The 18,692-nt window shown below is 72.5% G+C and carries 17 protein-coding genes; 14 read left to right on the top strand and 3 right to left on the bottom strand.

Going from position 1 to position 18,692, the window contains the following annotated elements; translation table 11 throughout:
* From SS2_RS17955 to SS2_RS09215, 13 genes are all read left to right on the top strand, one after another.
* Positions 1-1,110: hypothetical protein (locus tag SS2_RS17955; RefSeq protein WP_245643482.1), on the top strand; the 1,110-nt coding region annotated here is incomplete at its 5' end.
* The gene (locus SS2_RS09270; RefSeq protein ID WP_066463340.1) at positions 1,107-2,126 is read left to right on the top strand and encodes an HAD-IIA family hydrolase; all 1,020 of its coding nucleotides are present in this window, start codon (positions 1,107-1,109) and stop codon (positions 2,124-2,126) included. The genes SS2_RS17955 and SS2_RS09270, both read left to right, overlap by 4 nt.
* A 152-nt stretch (positions 2,127-2,278) precedes the next feature.
* Positions 2,279-2,533, top strand: coding sequence for a hypothetical protein (locus SS2_RS09265; RefSeq protein ID WP_157607279.1), 255 nt, complete (start codon positions 2,279-2,281; stop codon positions 2,531-2,533).
* Positions 2,530-3,453, top strand: coding sequence for a TlyA family RNA methyltransferase (locus tag SS2_RS09260; RefSeq protein WP_369405210.1), 924 nt, complete (start codon positions 2,530-2,532; stop codon positions 3,451-3,453). The genes SS2_RS09265 and SS2_RS09260 overlap by 4 nt, the downstream gene beginning before the upstream one ends.
* The gene (locus SS2_RS09255; protein ID WP_083942074.1) at positions 3,450-4,460 is read left to right on the top strand and encodes an NAD kinase; all 1,011 of its coding nucleotides are present in this window, start codon (positions 3,450-3,452) and stop codon (positions 4,458-4,460) included. Before SS2_RS09260 ends, SS2_RS09255 begins: the two co-directional genes overlap by 4 nt.
* A 5-nt stretch (positions 4,461-4,465) precedes the next feature.
* Positions 4,466-6,229, top strand: a complete 1,764-nt coding sequence (recN, locus tag SS2_RS09250; protein ID WP_066463348.1) for a DNA repair protein RecN — start codon at positions 4,466-4,468, stop codon at positions 6,227-6,229.
* A gap of 5 nt (positions 6,230-6,234) precedes the next feature.
* Positions 6,235-7,431, top strand: a complete 1,197-nt coding sequence (gene steA, locus SS2_RS09245; protein ID WP_066463336.1) for a putative cytokinetic ring protein SteA — start codon at positions 6,235-6,237, stop codon at positions 7,429-7,431.
* Positions 7,432-7,483: 52 nt separating this feature from the next.
* Complete coding sequence (locus SS2_RS09240) at positions 7,484-8,536, top strand: copper transporter (protein WP_066463335.1); 1,053 nt, start codon at positions 7,484-7,486, stop codon at positions 8,534-8,536.
* Complete coding sequence (locus tag SS2_RS09235) at positions 8,533-9,402, top strand: hypothetical protein (protein WP_066463333.1); 870 nt, start codon at positions 8,533-8,535, stop codon at positions 9,400-9,402. The genes SS2_RS09240 and SS2_RS09235 overlap by 4 nt, the downstream gene beginning before the upstream one ends.
* Positions 9,399-11,078, top strand: coding sequence for a murein biosynthesis integral membrane protein MurJ (gene murJ, locus SS2_RS09230; RefSeq protein ID WP_245643481.1), 1,680 nt, complete (start codon positions 9,399-9,401; stop codon positions 11,076-11,078). The genes SS2_RS09235 and murJ overlap by 4 nt, the downstream gene beginning before the upstream one ends.
* A complete protein-coding gene (locus SS2_RS09225; RefSeq protein WP_066463331.1) occupies positions 11,075-12,286 on the top strand; it encodes a glycosyltransferase family 4 protein in 1,212 nt (403 codons plus the stop codon). The genes murJ and SS2_RS09225 overlap by 4 nt, the downstream gene beginning before the upstream one ends.
* A gap of 14 nt (positions 12,287-12,300) precedes the next feature.
* Positions 12,301-13,983, top strand: a complete 1,683-nt coding sequence (pyrG, locus tag SS2_RS09220; protein WP_066463325.1) for a CTP synthase — start codon at positions 12,301-12,303, stop codon at positions 13,981-13,983.
* A complete protein-coding gene (locus SS2_RS09215) occupies positions 13,980-14,633 on the top strand; it encodes an NUDIX domain-containing protein (protein ID WP_083942072.1) in 654 nt (217 codons plus the stop codon). The genes pyrG and SS2_RS09215 overlap by 4 nt, the downstream gene beginning before the upstream one ends.
* A 246-nt stretch (positions 14,634-14,879) precedes the next feature.
* Here SS2_RS09215 and SS2_RS09210 read toward each other — a convergent pair whose 3' ends face one another.
* From SS2_RS09210 to SS2_RS09200, 3 genes are all read right to left on the bottom strand, one after another.
* Complete coding sequence (locus SS2_RS09210) at positions 14,880-15,818, bottom strand: COX15/CtaA family protein (protein ID WP_066463324.1); 939 nt, start codon at positions 15,816-15,818, stop codon at positions 14,880-14,882.
* Between the two features lie 154 nt (positions 15,819-15,972).
* Positions 15,973-16,848, bottom strand: coding sequence for an ABC transporter permease (locus SS2_RS09205; RefSeq protein ID WP_083942070.1), 876 nt, complete (start codon positions 16,846-16,848; stop codon positions 15,973-15,975).
* The gene (locus tag SS2_RS09200) at positions 16,845-17,765 is read right to left on the bottom strand and encodes an ABC transporter ATP-binding protein (RefSeq protein WP_066463323.1); all 921 of its coding nucleotides are present in this window, start codon (positions 17,763-17,765) and stop codon (positions 16,845-16,847) included. The genes SS2_RS09205 and SS2_RS09200 overlap by 4 nt, the downstream gene beginning before the upstream one ends.
* Positions 17,766-17,962: 197 nt before the next feature.
* On the opposite strand from SS2_RS09200, the gene SS2_RS09195 reads away from it, so the two are divergent.
* The gene (locus SS2_RS09195; RefSeq protein WP_066463321.1) at positions 17,963-18,682 is read left to right on the top strand and encodes a helix-turn-helix transcriptional regulator; all 720 of its coding nucleotides are present in this window, start codon (positions 17,963-17,965) and stop codon (positions 18,680-18,682) included.
* Positions 18,683-18,692: the final 10 nt, after the last annotated feature.

The following is an 18,692-nucleotide window of genomic DNA, read 5'->3' as shown; positions in this document are numbered from 1 at the left end:
TACAACCGTGACGACCGCAGCAGCGCGCCGCGTTCCTCCGCCCCGCGTGAGGACCGTCCCTACGGCGACCGCCCTGCGTACAACCGTGACGACCGCAGCAGTGCGCCCCGCTCGTCGGCTCCCCGGTCGTCTGCTCCGCGCGACGACCGCGGCCCGCGTCGTGACGACCGCCCGGTCCGCGACAGCCGGCCCGCCGCAGGTGGCCGCGACGACGACGCGTCGGCTCGGTCCAACGCGCCTGAGCTCCCCGAAGGGATCTCCTTCTCGGACCTCGACCGCGATGCTCGTGGCCGCCTGCGCACGCTGAGCAAGGACAACGCCGAGATGGTTGGGCTGCACCTGGTCGCCGCCGGCAAGCTCATGGACCTCGACCCTGAGCTGGCCTACCAGCACGCTCAGGAGGCCGTCCGACGTGCCGGTCGTGTCGACATCGTCCGTGAGGCTGCTGGCCTGACCGCCTACAGCACCGGCCGGTTCGCCGAGGCGCTGCGCGAGCTGCGCACCGTGCGCCGTCTCAACGGCTCCTCCGAGCACCTGGCCATCATGGCCGACTGCGAGCGTGGGCTCGAGCGTCCCGAGCGTGCCATCGCCCTGGCTGCGTCCCCCGAGGCTGCCAGCCTCGACGAGGAGCAGGCTGTCGAGCTGGCCATCGTCGTCAGCGGTGCGCGTCTGGACCTCGGCGAGACCGAGGCCGCCGAGGCGGTCCTGTCCTCGATCACGGTGCCCAAGGGCAACCGCGAGCTCGCCGTGCGCGTCATCGAGGCGCGCATGGGCGTGCTCGAGGCGGCTGGCCGCGCCGACGAAGCAGCTGCGCTGCTCTCCACGCTCAGCCCCAAGGAGCGGGCGCTGCTCGCTGACCCGGACAGCGGCGCCGACGTGGTCGTCTTCGACCTGCAGGACGAGGCCGGGGACACCGACGCCTCTCCCGACGAGGCCGCTGACGCGTCCGACGACAACGACTCTGACGAGGCGTCCGACGTCTCGGACAGTTCCGCAGTCGCCGATGCAGACGACGACGCCCCGGCCACGGCCGACGACGTCGACGCAGCTGCGACCACCGAGGCCGACAACGGCGACTCCGTCAGCGCTGGTGACGAGGACGAGGCGTGAGCGCCACGCTGCGCGGTAGCGCGCTCCCGCTCGCTCAGGCCTTCGACCTGGCGCTGGTGGACCTGGACGGTGTGGCCTACAAGGGTCACGAGCCGATCCAGTTCGCCGCCGACGGTCTGCGGTCCGCGCGCCAGGAGGGCATGCGTCTCGTCTTCGTGACGAACAACGCCTCTCGTGAGCCGGAGTCCGTCTCTGACCAGCTCAGCTCGCTGGACATCCCCGCGCAGCCGCACGACGTCATGACGGCGGCGCAGGCTTGTGCGCGGCTGCTCGGCGACCACGTCGACCCCGGGGCACGCGTCCTGGTGGTCGGCGGCGCGGGGCTGCTGACCGCGGTGACCGAGGCCGGCTACGTCGTCGTGCGTTCTGCTGACGACGCACCGGATGCGGTGGCTCAGGGATTTGCGCCTGACCTCGGCTGGGCCGACCTCGCCGAGGCCGCCTACGCGGTCTCCGGCGGTGCGGTGCACGTGGTGAGCAACCGCGACCTGTCGCTGCCCACCGCCCGGGGCTTCGCTCCGGGCAACGGGGCGCTCGTCGGTGCGGTCATGGCCGCCACCGGCGTCGAGCCGTTCAGCGCGGGCAAGCCCTCTCCGGCGATGTACGCGATGGCGATCGAGCGAGCCGGTGCGGCCCGCCCGCTCGTGATCGGCGACCGGCTGGACACCGACCTCGCCGGAGCCCGCTCCGGCGGGTACCCGGGCCTGCACGTGCTCACCGGTGTCAACAGCGCCCGGGACGACATCCTGGCCCACCCGGGGGAGCGTCCAGACTTCATCGGCGCCGACCTGCGCGCCCTGCTCGTCCCGCACACCGCCCCCACCGAGGCGGCAGAGGGCTGGTGGGAGTGTGACGGCTCGGCCGCCCGCGTCGTCGACGGCCGCCTGGAGCTGCGCGAGGGGGACCGCGACAGCGACCCCGTCAACCTCGTGCGCGCTGCATGCGCGGCTGCGTGGGCCTTCACCGACGCCGGTGGCGTCGTCGACCCGACGACGGTTCCCGACCTCGCCGTGTGACCGTGTCCCAGACCCTCCGCAGGGACCGTCCGCAGGCCGCGCGCCTGCGACGGTCCCTGTGGGCGTCTAGGGAGGTAGCAGCAGGCGCGGTACCGTGGCGTCCTGAGATGTTCGATCGGCGCAGCGACGCCGTGCACGAGGAGATGAGTGGCGTGACTGAGACGATGCTGTCGGCGACCGGCGCAGGTGACCCTGCAGTCGGGCCCGGCCCCCTCCCGGAGGTTCTCAGCGCCCACGGCGGCGCCGACCCGCTCCAGACCGTCGACGCTCTCGACGCCCCTGACACCTCTGGCACCCTTGACGCCCTCGCGACCCTCGACGCGCTGCCTGTCTCCGAGCACGTCGCGGTGTACGAGTCGATCCACCGGTCGCTGCAGACCGCCCTCGAGGAACCGGAGCACGGGTGAGCGAGAATCAGGCCGGGACGTTGTCCGAGGCGTCGCAGGCACCGCGGACGAGACTGACGGCACGTCTTGATGCCGAGCTCGTGCGCCGCGGGCTCGCGCGCTCACGCACCCAGGCTGCCGCCCATCTCAAGGACGGTCGGGTGAGCGTGGACGGGATCACGGTCACCCGCGCCTCGACCCCGGTCACCGCGGACTCCGTGCTGACCGTGCGTCCTGACGTCGACGACCCGGGCTTCGTGTCCCGGGCTGCCTTCAAGCTCGACGGCGTGCTCACCGCCCTGGGCGACGCCGCACCGCCGGTCAGCGGCGCGGTGTGCCTGGACGTCGGCGCCTCGACCGGAGGGTTCACCGACGTCCTGCTGCGCCGCGGCGCGCGGACAGTGATCGCCCTGGACGTGGGCCACGATCAGCTCGTCCCCGAGCTGCGCGAGGACCCACGGGTCCAGGTCATGGAGAAGTTCAACGCCCGCCAGCTCACGACCGCGGACCTTCCCGCGGTCCCGAGCGTCGTCGTGGCAGACGTCTCCTTCATCTCTTTGACGCTCATCCTGCCGGCGATCGTCCGGTCGGTGCCCGCTGACGCGGACCTCGTCCTCATGGTCAAGCCGCAGTTCGAGGTGGGGCGTGAACGCCTGGGCCACGGGGGAGTGGTGCGCAGCGACACCCTGCGCAGCGAGGCGGTGCGGTCGGTGACCACCGCGGCCGCCGGCGCGGGCGTCGGCGTGCGAGCGGTGATCCCCAGCCCGCTGCCCGGACCGCACGGCAACCGTGAGTACTTCGTGTGGTTCACGCGTGCCGCCCCGCCGATCCCGGCCGGAGATGACACGATCGAACGGGCAGTCGCGCACCCGCTGGGCGCGGCGACGGTCGCGTACTGGGTCACCCCGGACGCGACACCAACTACCGGAGGACGATCGTGACCCGCAAGATCCTCGTCGTCACGCACGGCGGACGCCACGAAGCGGTGCTCGGCCTGCGCGAGGCGGTGCCCGAGCTCCGCGCCGCGGGCTTCGACGTCCTGCTCCACGACCACGACCTCGCGATCGAGCTCGGCACCGAGAAGTTCGAGCTCGACGACGCCCGCAGCTCCCTGGACGGCACCGAGCTCGTCATGGTGCTGGGCGGGGACGGGACCATCCTGCGCGCGGCGGAGATCACCCACGGCACCCAGGTGCCCCTCTTCGGGGTCAACCTCGGGCACGTGGGCTTCCTGGCCGAGAGCGAGCGGGAGAACTTCCCCGAGGCGGTGCGCCGCATCGCCGACCACGACTACGTCGTGGAGGAGCGCGGCGTCCTCGACGTCTTCATCCACCTGCCCGGCCGGGACGAGCCCGTGCGGGACTGGGCGCTCAACGAGGCGACCATCGAGAAGGGTGAGCGCACCCTCATGATCGAGGTCGCGATCGAGGTCGACGGCCGCCCGCTGTCCTCCTTCGGCTGCGACGGCGTGGTCATGGCCACGGCCACCGGGTCCACGGCGCACGCCTTCTCCGGCGGCGGCCCCGTCATGTGGCCCGACGTCGACGCCAAGCTCCTCGTCCCGCTGTCGGCTCACGCGCTCTTCGCGCGCCCGCTCGTGGTCGGTCCGCGGTCCCAGTTCGCCGTCGAGGTGACCACCCGGTCAGGAGCCGAGGGCGTGCTCATCGCCGACGGACGCCGCCGCACCGCGCTGCCCGTGGGCTCCCGGGTCGAGGTGCGCACCGGCGCGACCCCGCTGCGCTTCGCCCGGCTCAACCAGGCACCGTTCACCGACCGGCTGGTGAGCAAGTTCTCGCTGCCGGTCGTGGGATGGCGCGGCACCGCCCAGGAGCGAGCCGCGGCGGCGCAGCCCCAGGCACAGCCGCAATCGCTGCCGCAGGCGAGCCCGGACGAGTTGCCCGTGGAGCGCCCCGACGCCTCCGTCCACGCACCAGAACAGGTCAGGTGATCGGCGTGCTGCTGGAGATGAGCATCGAGAACCTCGGCGTCATCAGCCGCGCCCGGGTGGAGTTCTCACCCGGGCTCACCGCGATCACCGGCGAGACCGGCGCGGGCAAGACCATGATCCTCACCGGGCTCGGGCTGCTCATGGGCGGCAAGTCCGACGCGCAGACCGTGCGCTCGGGCACCGGTGCGGCCGTCGTCGAAGGGCGGGCCCTCGTCGACGTCCCCGGCCTCGCCGAGAAGATCGACGACGCCGGGGGAGTGCTCGACGACGACAACACCCTCGTCATCGTGCGGACGGTCGCCGCTCAGGGACGCTCCCGCGCCCACCTCGGTGGCCGCTCCGTGCCTCAGGCGATCCTCGCCGAGATGGCCGACGACCTCGTCACCATCCACGGCCAGTCCGACCAGATGCGTCTGCGCTCCCCTCAGCGCCAGCGCGAAGCCCTGGACTCCTTCGCCGGGCCGGACCTGGCAGCGCTGCTGTCCTCCTACCGCGAGAGGTGGAACGAACGCAGCCGGGCCGTCGCCGAGCTGACCGAGCTCACCGAACGAGCCCAGGAGCGCGTCCGCGAGGCCGAGCTGCTGCGCCTGGGGCTCGCCGAGATCGAGCGGATCGCGCCGCTGGCCGACGAAGACACCGAGCTCGCCCAGGAGGCGGAGCGGCTGAGCAACTCCGAGGAGCTGCGCATCTCCGCCCGGGACGCCCTGACCGCGGTGGCCGGGGACGACCTCAGCGACGTCGCCTCGGACGTCGACGCGAACGCCGTCGCCGTCATCGACAAGGCCCGCCGTCTCGCCGAGCACGGCGGACAGTTCGACCCGCAGCTGGCTGCGATCGGACGCCGCCTCAGCGACGTCGGGTACACCCTGTCTGACATCGCCGCGGAGCTCTCCGGCTACCTCGCCGCCCTCGACGCCGACCCGGCCCGCCTGGAGACCGTGGAGGCCCGCCGGGCCGAGCTGGGGCACCTGACCCGCTCCTACGGCGAGGACGTCAACGCCGTCCTGGCGTGGTCGGAGACCGCAGCCCAGCGGCTGGCTGACCTTGAGGACGACGACGGGCGCATCGAGATGCTCCAGGAGCGGGTGGCCGGCCTCGACGTCGAGCTCACCGCGGTCGCCGCCGAGCTCACTGCCGCACGCACCACCGCCGCCAGCGCCCTCGCCGAGGCAGTGACCGAGGAGCTCACCGGCCTGGCGATGGCCGGGGCCACGCTGCTCGTGAGCGTCGAGCCCCTCGAGGAGCTGGGTCCCTGGGGCGCTGACGCGGTGACCATGCTGCTCAGCGCGCACCGCGGGGGACCGCCCCGGCCGCTCGGCAAGGGCGCCTCCGGGGGAGAGCTCTCCCGTGTGATGCTCGCGATCGAGGTCGCGCTGGCGACCTCCGACGCCTCCGGTGCTCGTCGCACCCCGACGATGGTCTTCGACGAGGTCGACGCCGGGGTCGGCGGAAAGGCTGCCCTCGAGGTCGGGCGTCGCCTGGCCCGGCTGGCGCAGACCACCCAGGTCATCGTGGTCACCCACCTCCCGCAGGTCGCGGCCTTCGCCGACGCCCAGCTCGTGGTGACGAAGGGCACATCCGGTCCCGGTGACTCAGGCGCCGGGGACGGCAGCGGAGACGAGGATGCCATCACCCAGTCCGGGATCCGTGTGGTTGCCGACAGCGACCGCGTGCAGGAGCTCGCCCGGATGCTCTCCGGTCAGGAGGACTCCGAGGTGGCGTTGAGCCACGCCGCAGAGCTGCTGGCCCTGGCCGCTGTGAGATCATGATGGCGATGAATCTCTTCACCAGAAAGACGGCCACGCGCGAGACTGCCGCCCCCCTCGAGGGGATCGTCGGCACCGCGAAGGTCGACCGTCGCACCAAGGACCTCACCAAGCGCATCCGCCCCGGCGACATCGCCGTGATCGACCACCTCGACATCGACCGGGTGGCGGCGGACACGTTGGTCGCCGCGCAACCGGCTGCCGTCCTCAATGCCGCGAAGTCGATCTCGGGCCGCTACCCGAACCTCGGTCCCTCCATCCTCATCGAGGCCGGGATCCCGCTCATCGACGACCTGGGCGCGGACATCATGTCCGTGCGCGAGGGCAAGACGCTGCGCGTGCAGGACGGCGCCGTCTACCTGGGCAGCACGCTGGTCGCCGAGGGGATCGTCCAGGACGCCGCCACCGTAGACGCCGCCCTCGAGGACGCCCGTGAAGGCCTGTCAGCCCAGCTGGAGTCCTTCGCGGCGAACACGATGGACTACCTGCTGCGCGAGAAGGACCTGCTGCTCGACGGCGTCGGCGTGCCCGAGATCAGCACGAAGATCGCCGGTCGCCAGGTCCTCATCGTGGTCCGCGGCTATCACTACAAGGAAGACCTCCAGACGCTGCGGCCCTACATCAAGGAGTACCGCCCGATCCTCATCGGGGTCGACGGCGGGGCCGACGCGATCATCGAGGCCGGCTGGACCCCTGACCTCATCGTGGGGGACATGGACTCTGTCTCGGACAAGACGCTGCGCTGCGGCGCGGAGATCGTCATCCACGCCTACCGGGACGGCCGCGCGCCGGGCAAGGAGCGCATCCAGGCGCTCAACGTGCCCTTCGTCGTCTTCCCGGCCGCGGGGACCAGCGAGGACATCGCGATGCTGCTCGCCGACGACATGGGGGCGGAGGTCATCGTGGCGGTCGGGACGCACGCCACGCTCGTGGAGTTCCTGGACAAGGGACGCGCGGGCATGGCCAGCACCTTCCTCACCCGGCTGCGGGTCGGCGGCAAGCTCGTCGACGCCAAGGGCGTCTCGCGGCTGTACCGGCGACGGATCTCCAACGCACAGCTCATCCTTCTCGCGGTGGCCGGCCTCGTCGCCGTCGCCGCCGCGATCACCTCGACCTCGGCCGGGCAGGCGTCCATGGGGCTGATCGGCGCGCGGCTCGACGACTTCTGGTCGTGGCTGTACCACCTGGCGTGGTGGACGTCGTGACCCCTGCCGTCTCGCCTCCTTCCCGCGCCCTGCCTCAGAAAGATCTGCACCTGTGATCGACTTCCGGTACCACATCGTCTCCCTCATCTCGGTGTTCCTTGCTCTGGCCGTGGGCATCATCCTCGGCGCCGGTCCCCTCAAGGAGTCCATCGGCGACCAGCTCACCGGCCAGGTCGACGCGCTCCGCGCCGACAAGGACGCCCTGCGCACGGAGCTGGAGGCCTCAGGTGCCACGCTGACCGAGACGGAGTCCTTCATCACCGCGACGGCGCCGTCCCTGCTCGAGGGCGTGCTGCCCGGACGCCGGGTCGCGATCGTCCAGACCGGTGCGATCGACGACGCCGTCTACGACAGCGTGCAGGAGCAGATCGTCGCCGCGGGTGCGACCGTCTCCGCCCGGGTGCAGGTCACCGACGCCTGGACCGACCCTGACCAGGCCGACGCCCGTCAGTCCTACGCCACGTCCGTCGCGGACTACCTCGACGCCCCGGCGACCGATGGCTTCGACGCCACGCTGTCGCGGGTCCTGGTGGACTCCCTGACCGAGGCCGACCCCGCCAACCCCGACGCCTTCTCCTCCGACGCCGTGCTCGTCCGGGCGATCCTCGTCGATGGCGGGCTCGTCGAGGTGCTCACGGAGCCGCAGGCCCCCGCCGACGCCTTCGTCGTGCTGACCCCCACGGTCGAGGACACCTCTGGTGACCAGACCCCCGCTCAGGACGACGACCTGGCCGCCGCCTCCGCGATCGAGGTCAAGCTCGTCACCGCCGCGCAGGAGGGGTCCGAAGGCGTCGTGGTCGCCGGGACGGTGCCGGTCAAGGGTGACCTCGTCTCCGTGATCCGCTCTGACTCGGACCTCGCATCCTCACTGACCACCGTCACCGGGATCGAGCGCATCACCGGCGCGGTCAACGTGCCGCTCAGCCTGGCAGCGCGCATCAACGGCCAGGTCGGACAGTTCGGCATCGGCGAAGGTTCGACCGCTCCGGCTCCGCCGGCGGTGGCCCTCCAGCCGGTCGTGCGCATGCCCGCAGGCGACGGCACGGGCGAGGGCGAGGCGCCCGGTGAGGGCGACGACCTCCCGACCGAGGGCGACGCCGGATGACCTCGACAGGCCGGTGGCTCGCCGCCGGAGCCGTCGCGGCCGCGGCGACCCTCGCAGCTCGTGCCGCGCTCGAGCGGCGCACTCCCGGCGGTGACGCGCTGTGGACCCGGCGCAACCACCGCGGTGAGCCGATCAGCCTGCTCGAAGGGCCGGCCGTCGTCGCCGGCCTGGTGGCGGGGGTGCTGGCCGGCGGCGCGTGCTCGTCGCGCTCCGCCACCGCGGCACAGGTGGTCGCCGTCGTCGGCGCGGGAGCCTTCGGGGTCTACGACGACCTCGCCGAGGACACCGCCTCGCGGTCCAAGGGACTGCGCGGGCACCTGGGCGCAGCGATGCACGGCGAGCTGACCACGGGCGCCCTGAAGGTCCTGGGGATCGGCGCCACGGCCGTCGCGGCAGCCGCGATCGGCTCCGACCGTTCCGCCGCGCCGGCAGCGCGGCTCCTGGACGTAGGGATCGACGGCGCGCTGATCGCCGCGTCAGCCAACTTCGTCAACCTGCTGGACCTGCGCCCCGGGCGGGCGCTCAAGGCCAGCGTCCTGGCCGCCTCGGCGATGACCGTGACCGGCCACGGCGCCCACGTCGCCCCGGTGCTCGGTGCGAGCCTGGCTGCCGCGCCGACAGACCTGGCTGAGGCGGACATGCTCGGCGACGGCGGGGCGAACGCCCTCGGTGCGCTGCTCGGCAGCGCCGTCGCCCTCAGCGCACCCCGTCCGGTCCGGTGCGCCGCCCTGGTGACGCTGGTCGCCCTCACCGTGGCGAGCGAGAAGGTGAGCTTCTCCCAGGTCATCGCTGACACGCCGTGGCTCGCAGCGGTCGACGCCTGGGGACGGCGTGCCCCGGCGGCGACGGAGAGCGCAGCGGAGTGAGAGCCCGGCTGATCGCCGCGACCCAGACCTTCGCGGGCGCGGCGATCATGATCACGGCAGTGACCGTCCTGAGCCGGCTGCTGGGCTTCGGCAGGTGGCTCGTGCAGGCCAAGGAGCTCGGCACCGGAGGCGTGGCCGACGCCTACGCGGCCGCGAACGTCCTGCCCAACGTCCTGTTCGAGGTCGCTGCCGGGGGAGCCCTGGCCGGAGCCGTCGTCCCGCTGCTGGCCGGCCCGCTGCTGCGCAAGGCGCGCGTGGAGGTCGACGAGATCGCCTCGGCGCTGCTCACCTGGGCCGTCGTGGTCCTCGTCCCGCTCGCTGTGCTGGTCGCCGTCTTCGCCCGGCCCATCGTGGACCTGCTTCCGCAGGTGGGCGCGGGACGCGAGACCGACATCGCCGCGTACTTCCTCGTGATCTTCGCCCTGCAGGTCCCGCTGTACGGGATCGGTGTGGTGCTCTCCGGCGTGCTGCAGGCCAACCGACGTTTCTTCTGGCCGGCGGCCGCGCCGATGTTCTCCTCGATCGTCGTCATCGGGGCCTACCTCGTCTTCGGCTCGCTCGCCGACGGCCACCAGGGACAGCCGGAGCTGCTCTCGACGGGCGCCCTCGGCTGGCTGGCATGGGGGACCACGGCGGGCGTGGCGGCCATGAGCCTGCCGCTCTTCATCCCCGCCCTGCGCACCGGTCTGCGGCTGCGTCCGGCGCTGAGGTTCCCGCCCGGCGTCGGGCAGCGGGCTACCCGGCTGGCCTTCGCGGGGATCGGGGCGCTCGTCGCCCAGCAGGTGTCCGTGGTCGTGGTCATGCTCGCCGCAGGGGAGTACGGCGGCTCCGGGGCCTTCAACGTCTACCAGTACTCCCAGGCCGTCTACGTGCTGCCCTACGCCGTGCTGGCCGTGCCGCTCGCCACGAGCGCCTTCCCGCGCCTGGCCGCCCGCGCCGACGCGGGGGACACCCCCGGCTTCGCGCGGCTCAGCTCGATGTCGACCCGCGCGGTCCTGGCCGTCTCCGGGGCCGGCGCCGCAGCACTCGTCGCGGTCGCCCCCGCCGTCGAGGCCTTCTTCGACGGTTTCACCACCGGTGGCGCGGACGGGATGGCCACGTCGATCGCCTGGTCCGCTCCGGGCCTCGTCGGCTTCGCCCTGCTGTTCCACCTGTCCAGGACGCTCTACGCGCTCGACGGCGGACGCTCCGCGGTGATCGGGGCGGCGGCCGGATGGTCGGTCGTCTCGGTGCTCGCCCTCGTCCTGCCGGCCGTCCTCACCGGTGGGGTCGACGACCGCACGACCACCCTCGCCGCGATCGGCGCCGCCAACTCCCTCGGCATGGCCGTGGCCGGGGTGGTCCTCCTCGTCGCGCTGCGCCGCCGGGCCGGTGCCGGAGCGGTGGCCGGCGTCGGGCGGACCGCAGTGGTCCTCCTCGTCGGCGGCGCCGCCGGGGCGACCCTCGCGTACCTCCTGTGCACGCGGCTGCTGCCCGACGACGCCTCGCTGGTCGTCTCCCTGGCCGTCGGGGTGCTCGCCGCTCTCCTCGCCCTGGTCGTCGTCGCGGCGGTGCTGGGCGCCGGGGACCGGACGCTGCTGACCATGGTGCGGCGCGGCGGCGCCGCGAGCGAGACCGCCCAGACGCCTTCACCGTCCATCGCCACACCCGAGGACTCGAGAGAGGACCGACCATGACGGACCGCCCCGCCGCTGACCGACCGACCGCTGACCGACCGACCCGGGTCCTGCAGGTCCTCGGCTCGAGCGCCGGGGGAGTGGGCCGGCACGTGGGTCAGATCTCTGCGGCGCTGGGCGCGCCCGCACCCGCACCCGCACGAGCACTGCCTGCCGCGGGCGTCGAGGTCCGCGTCGCCGGACCGGAGTCCGTGCGCGCCCTCGTGGTGACCGCCCCCGACGTCACCTTCACCCCGGTGGAGATCGCCGACCGTCCGCGTGCCGGCGACCTGGGAACCGTGCGCGCGCTGCGCCGGCTGGCGAGCGGCTGCGACGTGCTGCATGCCCACGGCCTGCGTGCCGGCGCCCTCGCCGTGCTCGCGGTACGGTCCCTGCCCCGCCGTCAACGGCCGCGCACCGTCGTCACCCTGCACAACCTCCCGGTCGGCTCCCGGGCCGTGCGCGCCGTCTCGGCCGTGCTCGAGATGATCGTCGCCCGCGGCGCGGACGAGGTGCTGGGAGTGAGCGGCGACCTCGTCGACCTCGCCCGCCGTCGGGGTGCGCGCCACGCCGAGCGCGCGCTCGTCCCCGCCCCGCCCGGGGCGGCCGCGGCTGACGCGCCAGCGCCGGGGGCAGTGCGCGGCGCGATCCGCGCGGGGCTCGGGCTGGTGGCCGAGGACCGGCTGCTCGTCACCGTGGGCCGGCTCGCGCCGCAGAAGGGGCTCGACACGCTGTGCGCGGCCGCCTCGCAGCTCCTCGTGACCGCTCCCGGGGTGCGCTTCGTGTGGGCGGTGGCCGGTGACGGTCCGCTCGCGAGCACGGTGAGCGCAGACATCGCCCGCCGCGACGTGCCCGTGCGGCTGCTGGGCGCCCGCACCGACGCCATGGATCTCATGACGGCCGCGGACGTCGTGGTGAGCACCGCCGTCTGGGAGGGGCAGCCGCTCGGTCTCCAGGAGGCGCTGCGGGCCGGAGCGGCCGTCGTGGCCACCGACGCCGGCGGGACCCGTGAGGTGACCGGAGACGCCGCGGCGCTCGTCCCGGTCGGTGACGCGGCGGCGCTCGCGACGGAGATCGCCGCGCTGCTCACGGACGACCGGCAGCTCGCCCGGCGCCGCGAGCAGGCTGTCCGCCGTGCGAGCGAGCTGCCGACCATCGCCGACGTGGTGAGTAGTCTGTCTCACATCTACCGGCTGACCTCGGACCCCCATCCACGGGCGTTCGACTGATAGAGTGGAACCCCGTGGCAGACCATGTGAACACGCGCGAGTCCAGTAACCCAGCCCGGTCGGAATCAACGACACGGCACATCTTCGTGACCGGGGGTGTCGCCTCGTCCCTGGGTAAGGGATTGACGGCTTCCAGCCTCGGTCGTCTGCTCCGGTCCCGCGGTCTGCGGGTCACGATGCAGAAGCTCGATCCCTATCTCAACGTGGATCCGGGCACCATGAACCCCTTCCAGCACGGCGAGGTCTTCGTCACCGAGGACGGGACCGAGACCGACCTCGACATCGGGCACTACGAGCGTTTCCTCGACGTCGACCTCGCGGCCGCCGCCAACGTGACGACCGGGCAGGTCTACTCCCAGGTCATCGCGAAGGAACGGCGTGGGGAGTACCTCGGCGACACGGTGCAGGTCATCCCGCACATCACCGACGAGATCAAGCGCCGCATGCGCGCCCAGGCCAGCGACGACGTCGACATCATCATCACCGAGATCGGTGGCACCGTCGGTGACATCGAGTCCCAGCCCTTCCTCGAGGCGGCCCGCCAGGTCCGCCACGAGCTCGGTCGCGACGACGTCTTCTTCCTGCACGTCTCCCTCGTGCCGTACATCGGCCCCAGCGGTGAGCTCAAGACCAAGCCGACCCAGCACTCCGTCGCCGCGCTGCGCAGCATCGGCATCCAGCCCGACGCGATCGTGCTGCGTGCCGACCGCGACGTGCCGGAGTCGATCAAGCGCAAGATCGCGCTCATGTGCGACGTCGACAACGAGGCCGTCATCACCTGCAAGGACGCCCCGAGCATCTACGACATCCCGCGGGTCATCCACGCCGAGGGCCTCGACGCCTACGTCGTGCGCCGCCTCGGCCTGACCGCCCACGAGGTGGACTGGGACGGCTGGTCCCAGCTCCTGGAGCGGGTGCACGAGCCCGAGCACCGCGTGGAGATCGCGCTCGTCGGCAAGTACATCGACCTGCCCGACGCCTACCTCTCGGTCACCGAGGCCCTGCGCGCCGGTGGCTTCGCCAACGACGCCAAGGTCGTCATCCGGTGGGTGCCCTCGGACGAGTGCCAGACCCCGGAGGGCGCTGAGGCGTCCCTCGGCGGCGTCGACGCCGTCCTCATCCCCGGTGGCTTCGGCGTGCGCGGCATCGAGGGCAAGCTCGGTGCGCTGCGCTGGGCCCGTGAGGGTGGCGTGCCGACCCTGGGCATCTGCCTCGGCCTGCAGTCCATGGTCATGGAGTACGCCCGCAACGTCGTCGGCCTGGACGGGGCATCCTCCTCGGAGTTCGACCCGGACACCAAGCACCCCGTGATCGCCACCATGGCCGAGCAGGAGAGCTTCGTGGACGGCGCGGGCGACCTCGGCGGCACCATGCGCCTGGGCGCCTACGACGCCGCGCTGACCCCTGGGTCGGTCGCTGCGCAGGTCTACGGCGCCGAGCTGGTCTCCGAGCGTCACCGCCACCGCTACGAGGTCAACAACGCCTACCGGGCTCAGCTCGAAGAGGCCGGCCTCGTCTTCAGCGGCACGTCGCCGGACGGCACGCTCGTGGAGTTCGTCGAGCTGCCCACCAGCGTGCACCCGTTCTACATCTCCACCCAGGCGCACCCGGAGTTCAAGTCGCGTCCCACCCGGGCGCACCCGCTCTTCTCCGGGCTGGTCAAGGCTGCTCTGGACCGTCAGGGCGTGTGGGTGTGAACCTCGACCTCGGCGAGTACGCGGACGTCGACGCCCCGGTGAGGGACGTCAGCGCTCCGCGTGCCGTGGTGGAGACGTCCGTGCTCCACGAGGGTCACATCTTCGACCTGGTGACCGACACCGTCGACCTGGGAAGGTCGGTGGTCCACCGCGACTACGTCGACCACCCGGGCGCGGTGGCGATCATCGCCCTCGACGAGGCCGACCGCGTGCTGCTCATCAAGCAGTACCGGCACGCGGTGCGCCGGGAGCTGTGGGAGCCGCCCGCCGGGTTGCTGGACTCGCCCGGTGAACCGGCCCAGCAGGCCGCCGCTCGCGAGCTCGCGGAGGAGACCGACCTCATCGCCGGGTCCTGGCACGTGCTGGCGGACTACTACACCACTCCTGGCGCGAGCAACGAGGCGGTGCGGATCTTCCTCGCACGGGACTTCTCCTTCGTGCCCCTCGCTGACCGCCATGTCCGCGAGGACGAGGAAGCCGAGATCAGCGTGCGGTGGGTGCCTCTCGACGAGGCGGTCACGGCAGTGCTGGGAGGCGACATCCACAACCCGTCGGCGGTGGCCGGGGTGCTGGCTGCCGCTGCGTCCAGGGCCGGTGGGTGGACCAGCCTGCGGCCGGCGGACGCGCCGTGGCCGGAGCGCCGCGCCTGAGAGTGACGGCGACGCACGACGCAGCGCGCTGAGGTCGACGCTGGTCGACAGAGCAGACGCCGGTCGGCAGAGCACACGGAGGGGACGCACCTGAGGGTGCGTCCCCTCCGTCGTGTCCGCGCCGTGGGCGCACTGCGCGTCGAGCCAGCCCTTGAGCCGGTCCTGGACCGGCGCGTCTCACAGGCGCAGCGCACGGGCGACGTCGGTGTCAGCCTCGGGCAGATGCTCCGCGGAGCCGATCGATCTCTAGCCGGTGATCGGCTCGTGCTGGCGCTCCTGCGTGCCGTCGTGGGCTCCGAGGTCCACGGGGCCGCGGGTGCGCAGCGCGAGCGGCACCCGCGCGGCACCAGCCGTCAGGGCAGCGGCGGCAACCATGTGCAGGCCGACGAGGAGCTCGGGCAGGCCGGTGAAGTACTGGACGTAGCCGATCGCTCCCTGCACCACGGTGAGCACGAGGAGCAGTGCGACGACGCGGCGAGCCTTGGACCCACGCGGCTGCGTGCGCCACACGAGGACGGTCAGCACGACGAGCAGGACGAGGAAGACCCAGACGGCGGCAGCGTGGAACTTCGTCACGTAGGCGGGGTCGAAGGCGAAGCGGTAGCCCACCTCGGAGTCGCCGGAGTGCGGGCCGGAGCCGGTCACCACCACCCCGAGGACGAGGACGGGGACGAGGACGATCTCCAGGAGCCAGGTGACGACCCGGGTGGCTGGCGTCGCGAGCGACACCGGTGGCCCATCACCCTCCGCCGAGCGGTCGAGCAGCACCGCGGAGACGGCGATGAGAGCCATCGAGATGAGCAGGTGACCGCCGACGATCGCGGGGTGAAGGTCGACGTGCACGGTGATCCCGCCGATGACTGCCTGGAGGATCACCCCGAGCAGCGGAGTCAGGCCCAGCAGGCGGTAGGACAGCGACCGTGAGCGGTTCGTCCACACCATCACCGCGACGGCCACGGCGATGACTCCCAGCACGCCGGTGAGCGTCCGGTTGCCGAACTCGATGAAGGGGTGGATCGTCGAGGCGTCGTGGAGGCGGGGCGTGAACTCCCCGGGCTCGCACATCGGCCAGGTGGAGCAGCCGAGGCCGGAGCCGGTCAGGCGCACGGCGCCCCCGGTGCCCACGATGACGATCTGCGCGACGAGGTTGGCGATGAGCGCCGGTCGCGTCCAGCGACGGGCCATCCCTGTCCAGTCGCGGGTGCGGGTGGCTGGCGAGGTGCTCGACGTGGGGGAGGTGCTCACAGGTCAACCGTAGCGCCCTGGCGGCCCCGGACAGGCATGCCTGGGGTGTGAGATGTGCCCGTCCGGGCCGGTGATGAGGCGGGGCTCGGTGCCATCAGTGCCACTTGAAGAGCTTGCCGGCTCCCCAGCCCAGCCCGGCCGCCCACGCGAGCAGGACGAGCAGCGAGAACGGCGGGATCGAGGCGTCGAAGAAGGCTCCGCGCATGGCTTCACCGAGGGCGCCGGAGGGCAGCAGCAGGGCCACGTGCCGCAGCGCGTCAGGCAGCTGCTCGGCCGGGGTGAGCACCGCCCCCAGGACGGTGAGCAGCACGAGCACGATGTTCGCCACTGCCAGCACGCCTTCGGCGCGCAGCGTCCCGGCGAGCAGCATGGCCAGCGACGTGAACGCCGCCGTGCCGAGCAGCACCGCGACCAGGGCGAGCGGGATGCCGACCGGGTCGGGGCGCCAGCCCAGGCCCACGGCCACGGCTGAGATGACGACGATCTGGACCGCCTCGACGGCGAGCACCCCGATGATCTTGGAGGCGAGCAGCCCTCCGCGACCCAGCGGGGTGGTGGCCATGAGCCGCAGCACCCCGTTGCGCCGGTCGAAGGCAGTCGCGATGGCCTGGGAGGTGAAGGCCGCGCTCATGACCGCCAGGGCGATGATCCCCGGGGTGATGAAGTCGATCCGCGACCGTCCGGCGGTGTCGAGGTCGATGATGGACGTCTGGGACAGGCCCACCAGCGCCATCACCGGCAGCAGGATGGTGACCATGAGCTGCTCACCGTTGCGCAGGATCATCTTCGCCTCGAAGGCGGACTGGGCGAAGATCCGGCGGCGGGTCGAGGCGGCGCCTGCGGTGCTCGGTCCCGGGACCGGACCCAGCGCGGCGGGCTCGGCAGCCGGTGCGGCCTGGCCGGGCTGACCAGACTGACCGGCCCGACGGGGCTGGACCGGCTGGTCGCTCGAGGTGGTGGGCGAGGTCATCGCAGGCTCCGTCCGGTGAGGTCGAGGAAGACGTCCTCGAGGTTGCGCCGACCGGTGGAGAGCCGGGAGACAAGGATGTCGCGGTCCGCGCACCACCGGGTGAGGGTGGACAGCGTCGCGGGTGTCACCGCCCCGCTGACGGTGTAGCAGCCCGGGTCGGACTCCTGCACACCGGCGCCGAGCGCGGCCGCGAGGGACAGCGTCTCCAGCTGGGGCACGGCCCAGAAGGTCAAGGTGGCCCGCCCGCCTGCGGCGACGAGGTCGGCCGGGGAACCCTCGGCGATGACCTGGCCGTGATCGACAACGACCACCCGGTCGGCGAGGTCCTCGGCCTCGTCCATGAGGTGGGTGGTGAGCACGACGGACACGCCCTCGGCGCGCAGCGCACGGATGAGCTCCCACACCGCGAGCCGGCTCTGGGGGTCCATGCCGGCGCTCGGCTCGTCGAGGAAGACGAGCTCGGGACGCCCGACGAGGGCGGCGGCCAGCGCGAGGCGCTGACGCTGTCCGCCGGACAGGCGACGCACGGTGGTCCGGGCGAAGCTCGCCAGGCCCAGGCGCTCGACGAGGTCGCCCACGTCCCACGGGTCGGCGTACATCGAGGACACGTGGGTGAGCATCTCCAGGGCCTTGACCGAGGTGGGCAGCCCGCCGTCCTGGAGCATGACGCCCACCCGGGGCCGCAGCTCGGCGCCCTGGGTCTGAGGGTCGAGGCCGAGCACGCGGACGGTGCCGGAGTCGGGGACACGCAGTCCTTCGCAGCACTCGACGGTGGTCGTCTTGCCGGCACCGTTGGGACCGAGGACGGCGGTGATCTCACCGCGGCGGGCTACGAGGTCGAGCCGGCGCACGATCTCACGACCGTCGTAGCGCTTGACGAGTCCCGAGATCTCTACGGCGGAGGAGTTGGAGGGCACGATCGATCAGTCTAGTGCCGACGCCGCAGCCTGATCGCTGGCCCGCACCGGCGGCGGGCGTGTCCTGTGTCACCGCAGTCTCCGCGGGAATCCGCCGAAGTGAGGGTTTCCTTCCTTGCGGGAATGCATTTAGACCATAAGGATGTTCCCTAATGTGTGATCCATGGGTTCGTGAGCCGAGACAGGAGGTGCCAGGCATGACAGAGACATCTGCTCGCGTGGGCTCCGACCGTCCCGAGGCGAACGACCCCGAGTCGACCACCCGCGGCCGCGTCCTCGCGCACATCATCGCCGACGGTCCCGTCACCGCCGCCGAGCTCGCCCGCGTCCTGCACCTGACTGCCGCCGGCATCCGCCGCCACATCGGCTGCCTGGAGGAGTCCGGGATGGTCGCCGTGCACGACGGTCGCCCCACCGGTGCCCGCGGACGCCCCGCCCGCGCCTACGTGGCGACCGAGCGCGCGCACTCCGAGGGCACGGGGGAGTACCCCGACCTCGCCACGCAGGCGCTGCACTTCCTGGCCAGCGTCGCCGGTGACGAGGCCATCGAGGACTTCGCCCAGCGCCGGATGGAAGACCTCGAGAGGCGCTACGCCCCCAAGATCACCGCCCCCGACGTCGAGGGTCGGGTGCAGCAGCTCGCAGACGCGCTCTCCGACGACGGCTTCGCGGCGAGCGTGCGGCCGGTCGCCGGTGCCGTGACGGTCCAGCTGTGCCAGGGGCACTGCCCGGTGCAGCACGTCGCGGCGCAGTTCCCCGCCCTGTGCGACGCTGAGGCGCAGGCCTTCTCGAGGCTGCTCGGCTCGCACACCCAACGCCTTGTGACGCTCGCGAACGGGGGGCACGTGTGCACCACGAACGTCCCCGTCGCCTCGTCACCACCTCGCCCGCCCGCCCGACGATCGGGCGCCGGTTGACCCCGGCCGC

The sequence above is a fragment of the Sanguibacter suarezii NBRC 16159 genome (genome assembly GCF_001552735.1).
Taxonomy (GTDB): Bacteria; Actinomycetota; Actinomycetes; order Actinomycetales; family Cellulomonadaceae; genus Sanguibacter; species Sanguibacter suarezii.
Note: the sequence above shows the minus strand (reverse complement) of the source record. Positions and strands in the feature narration are given on the sequence as shown.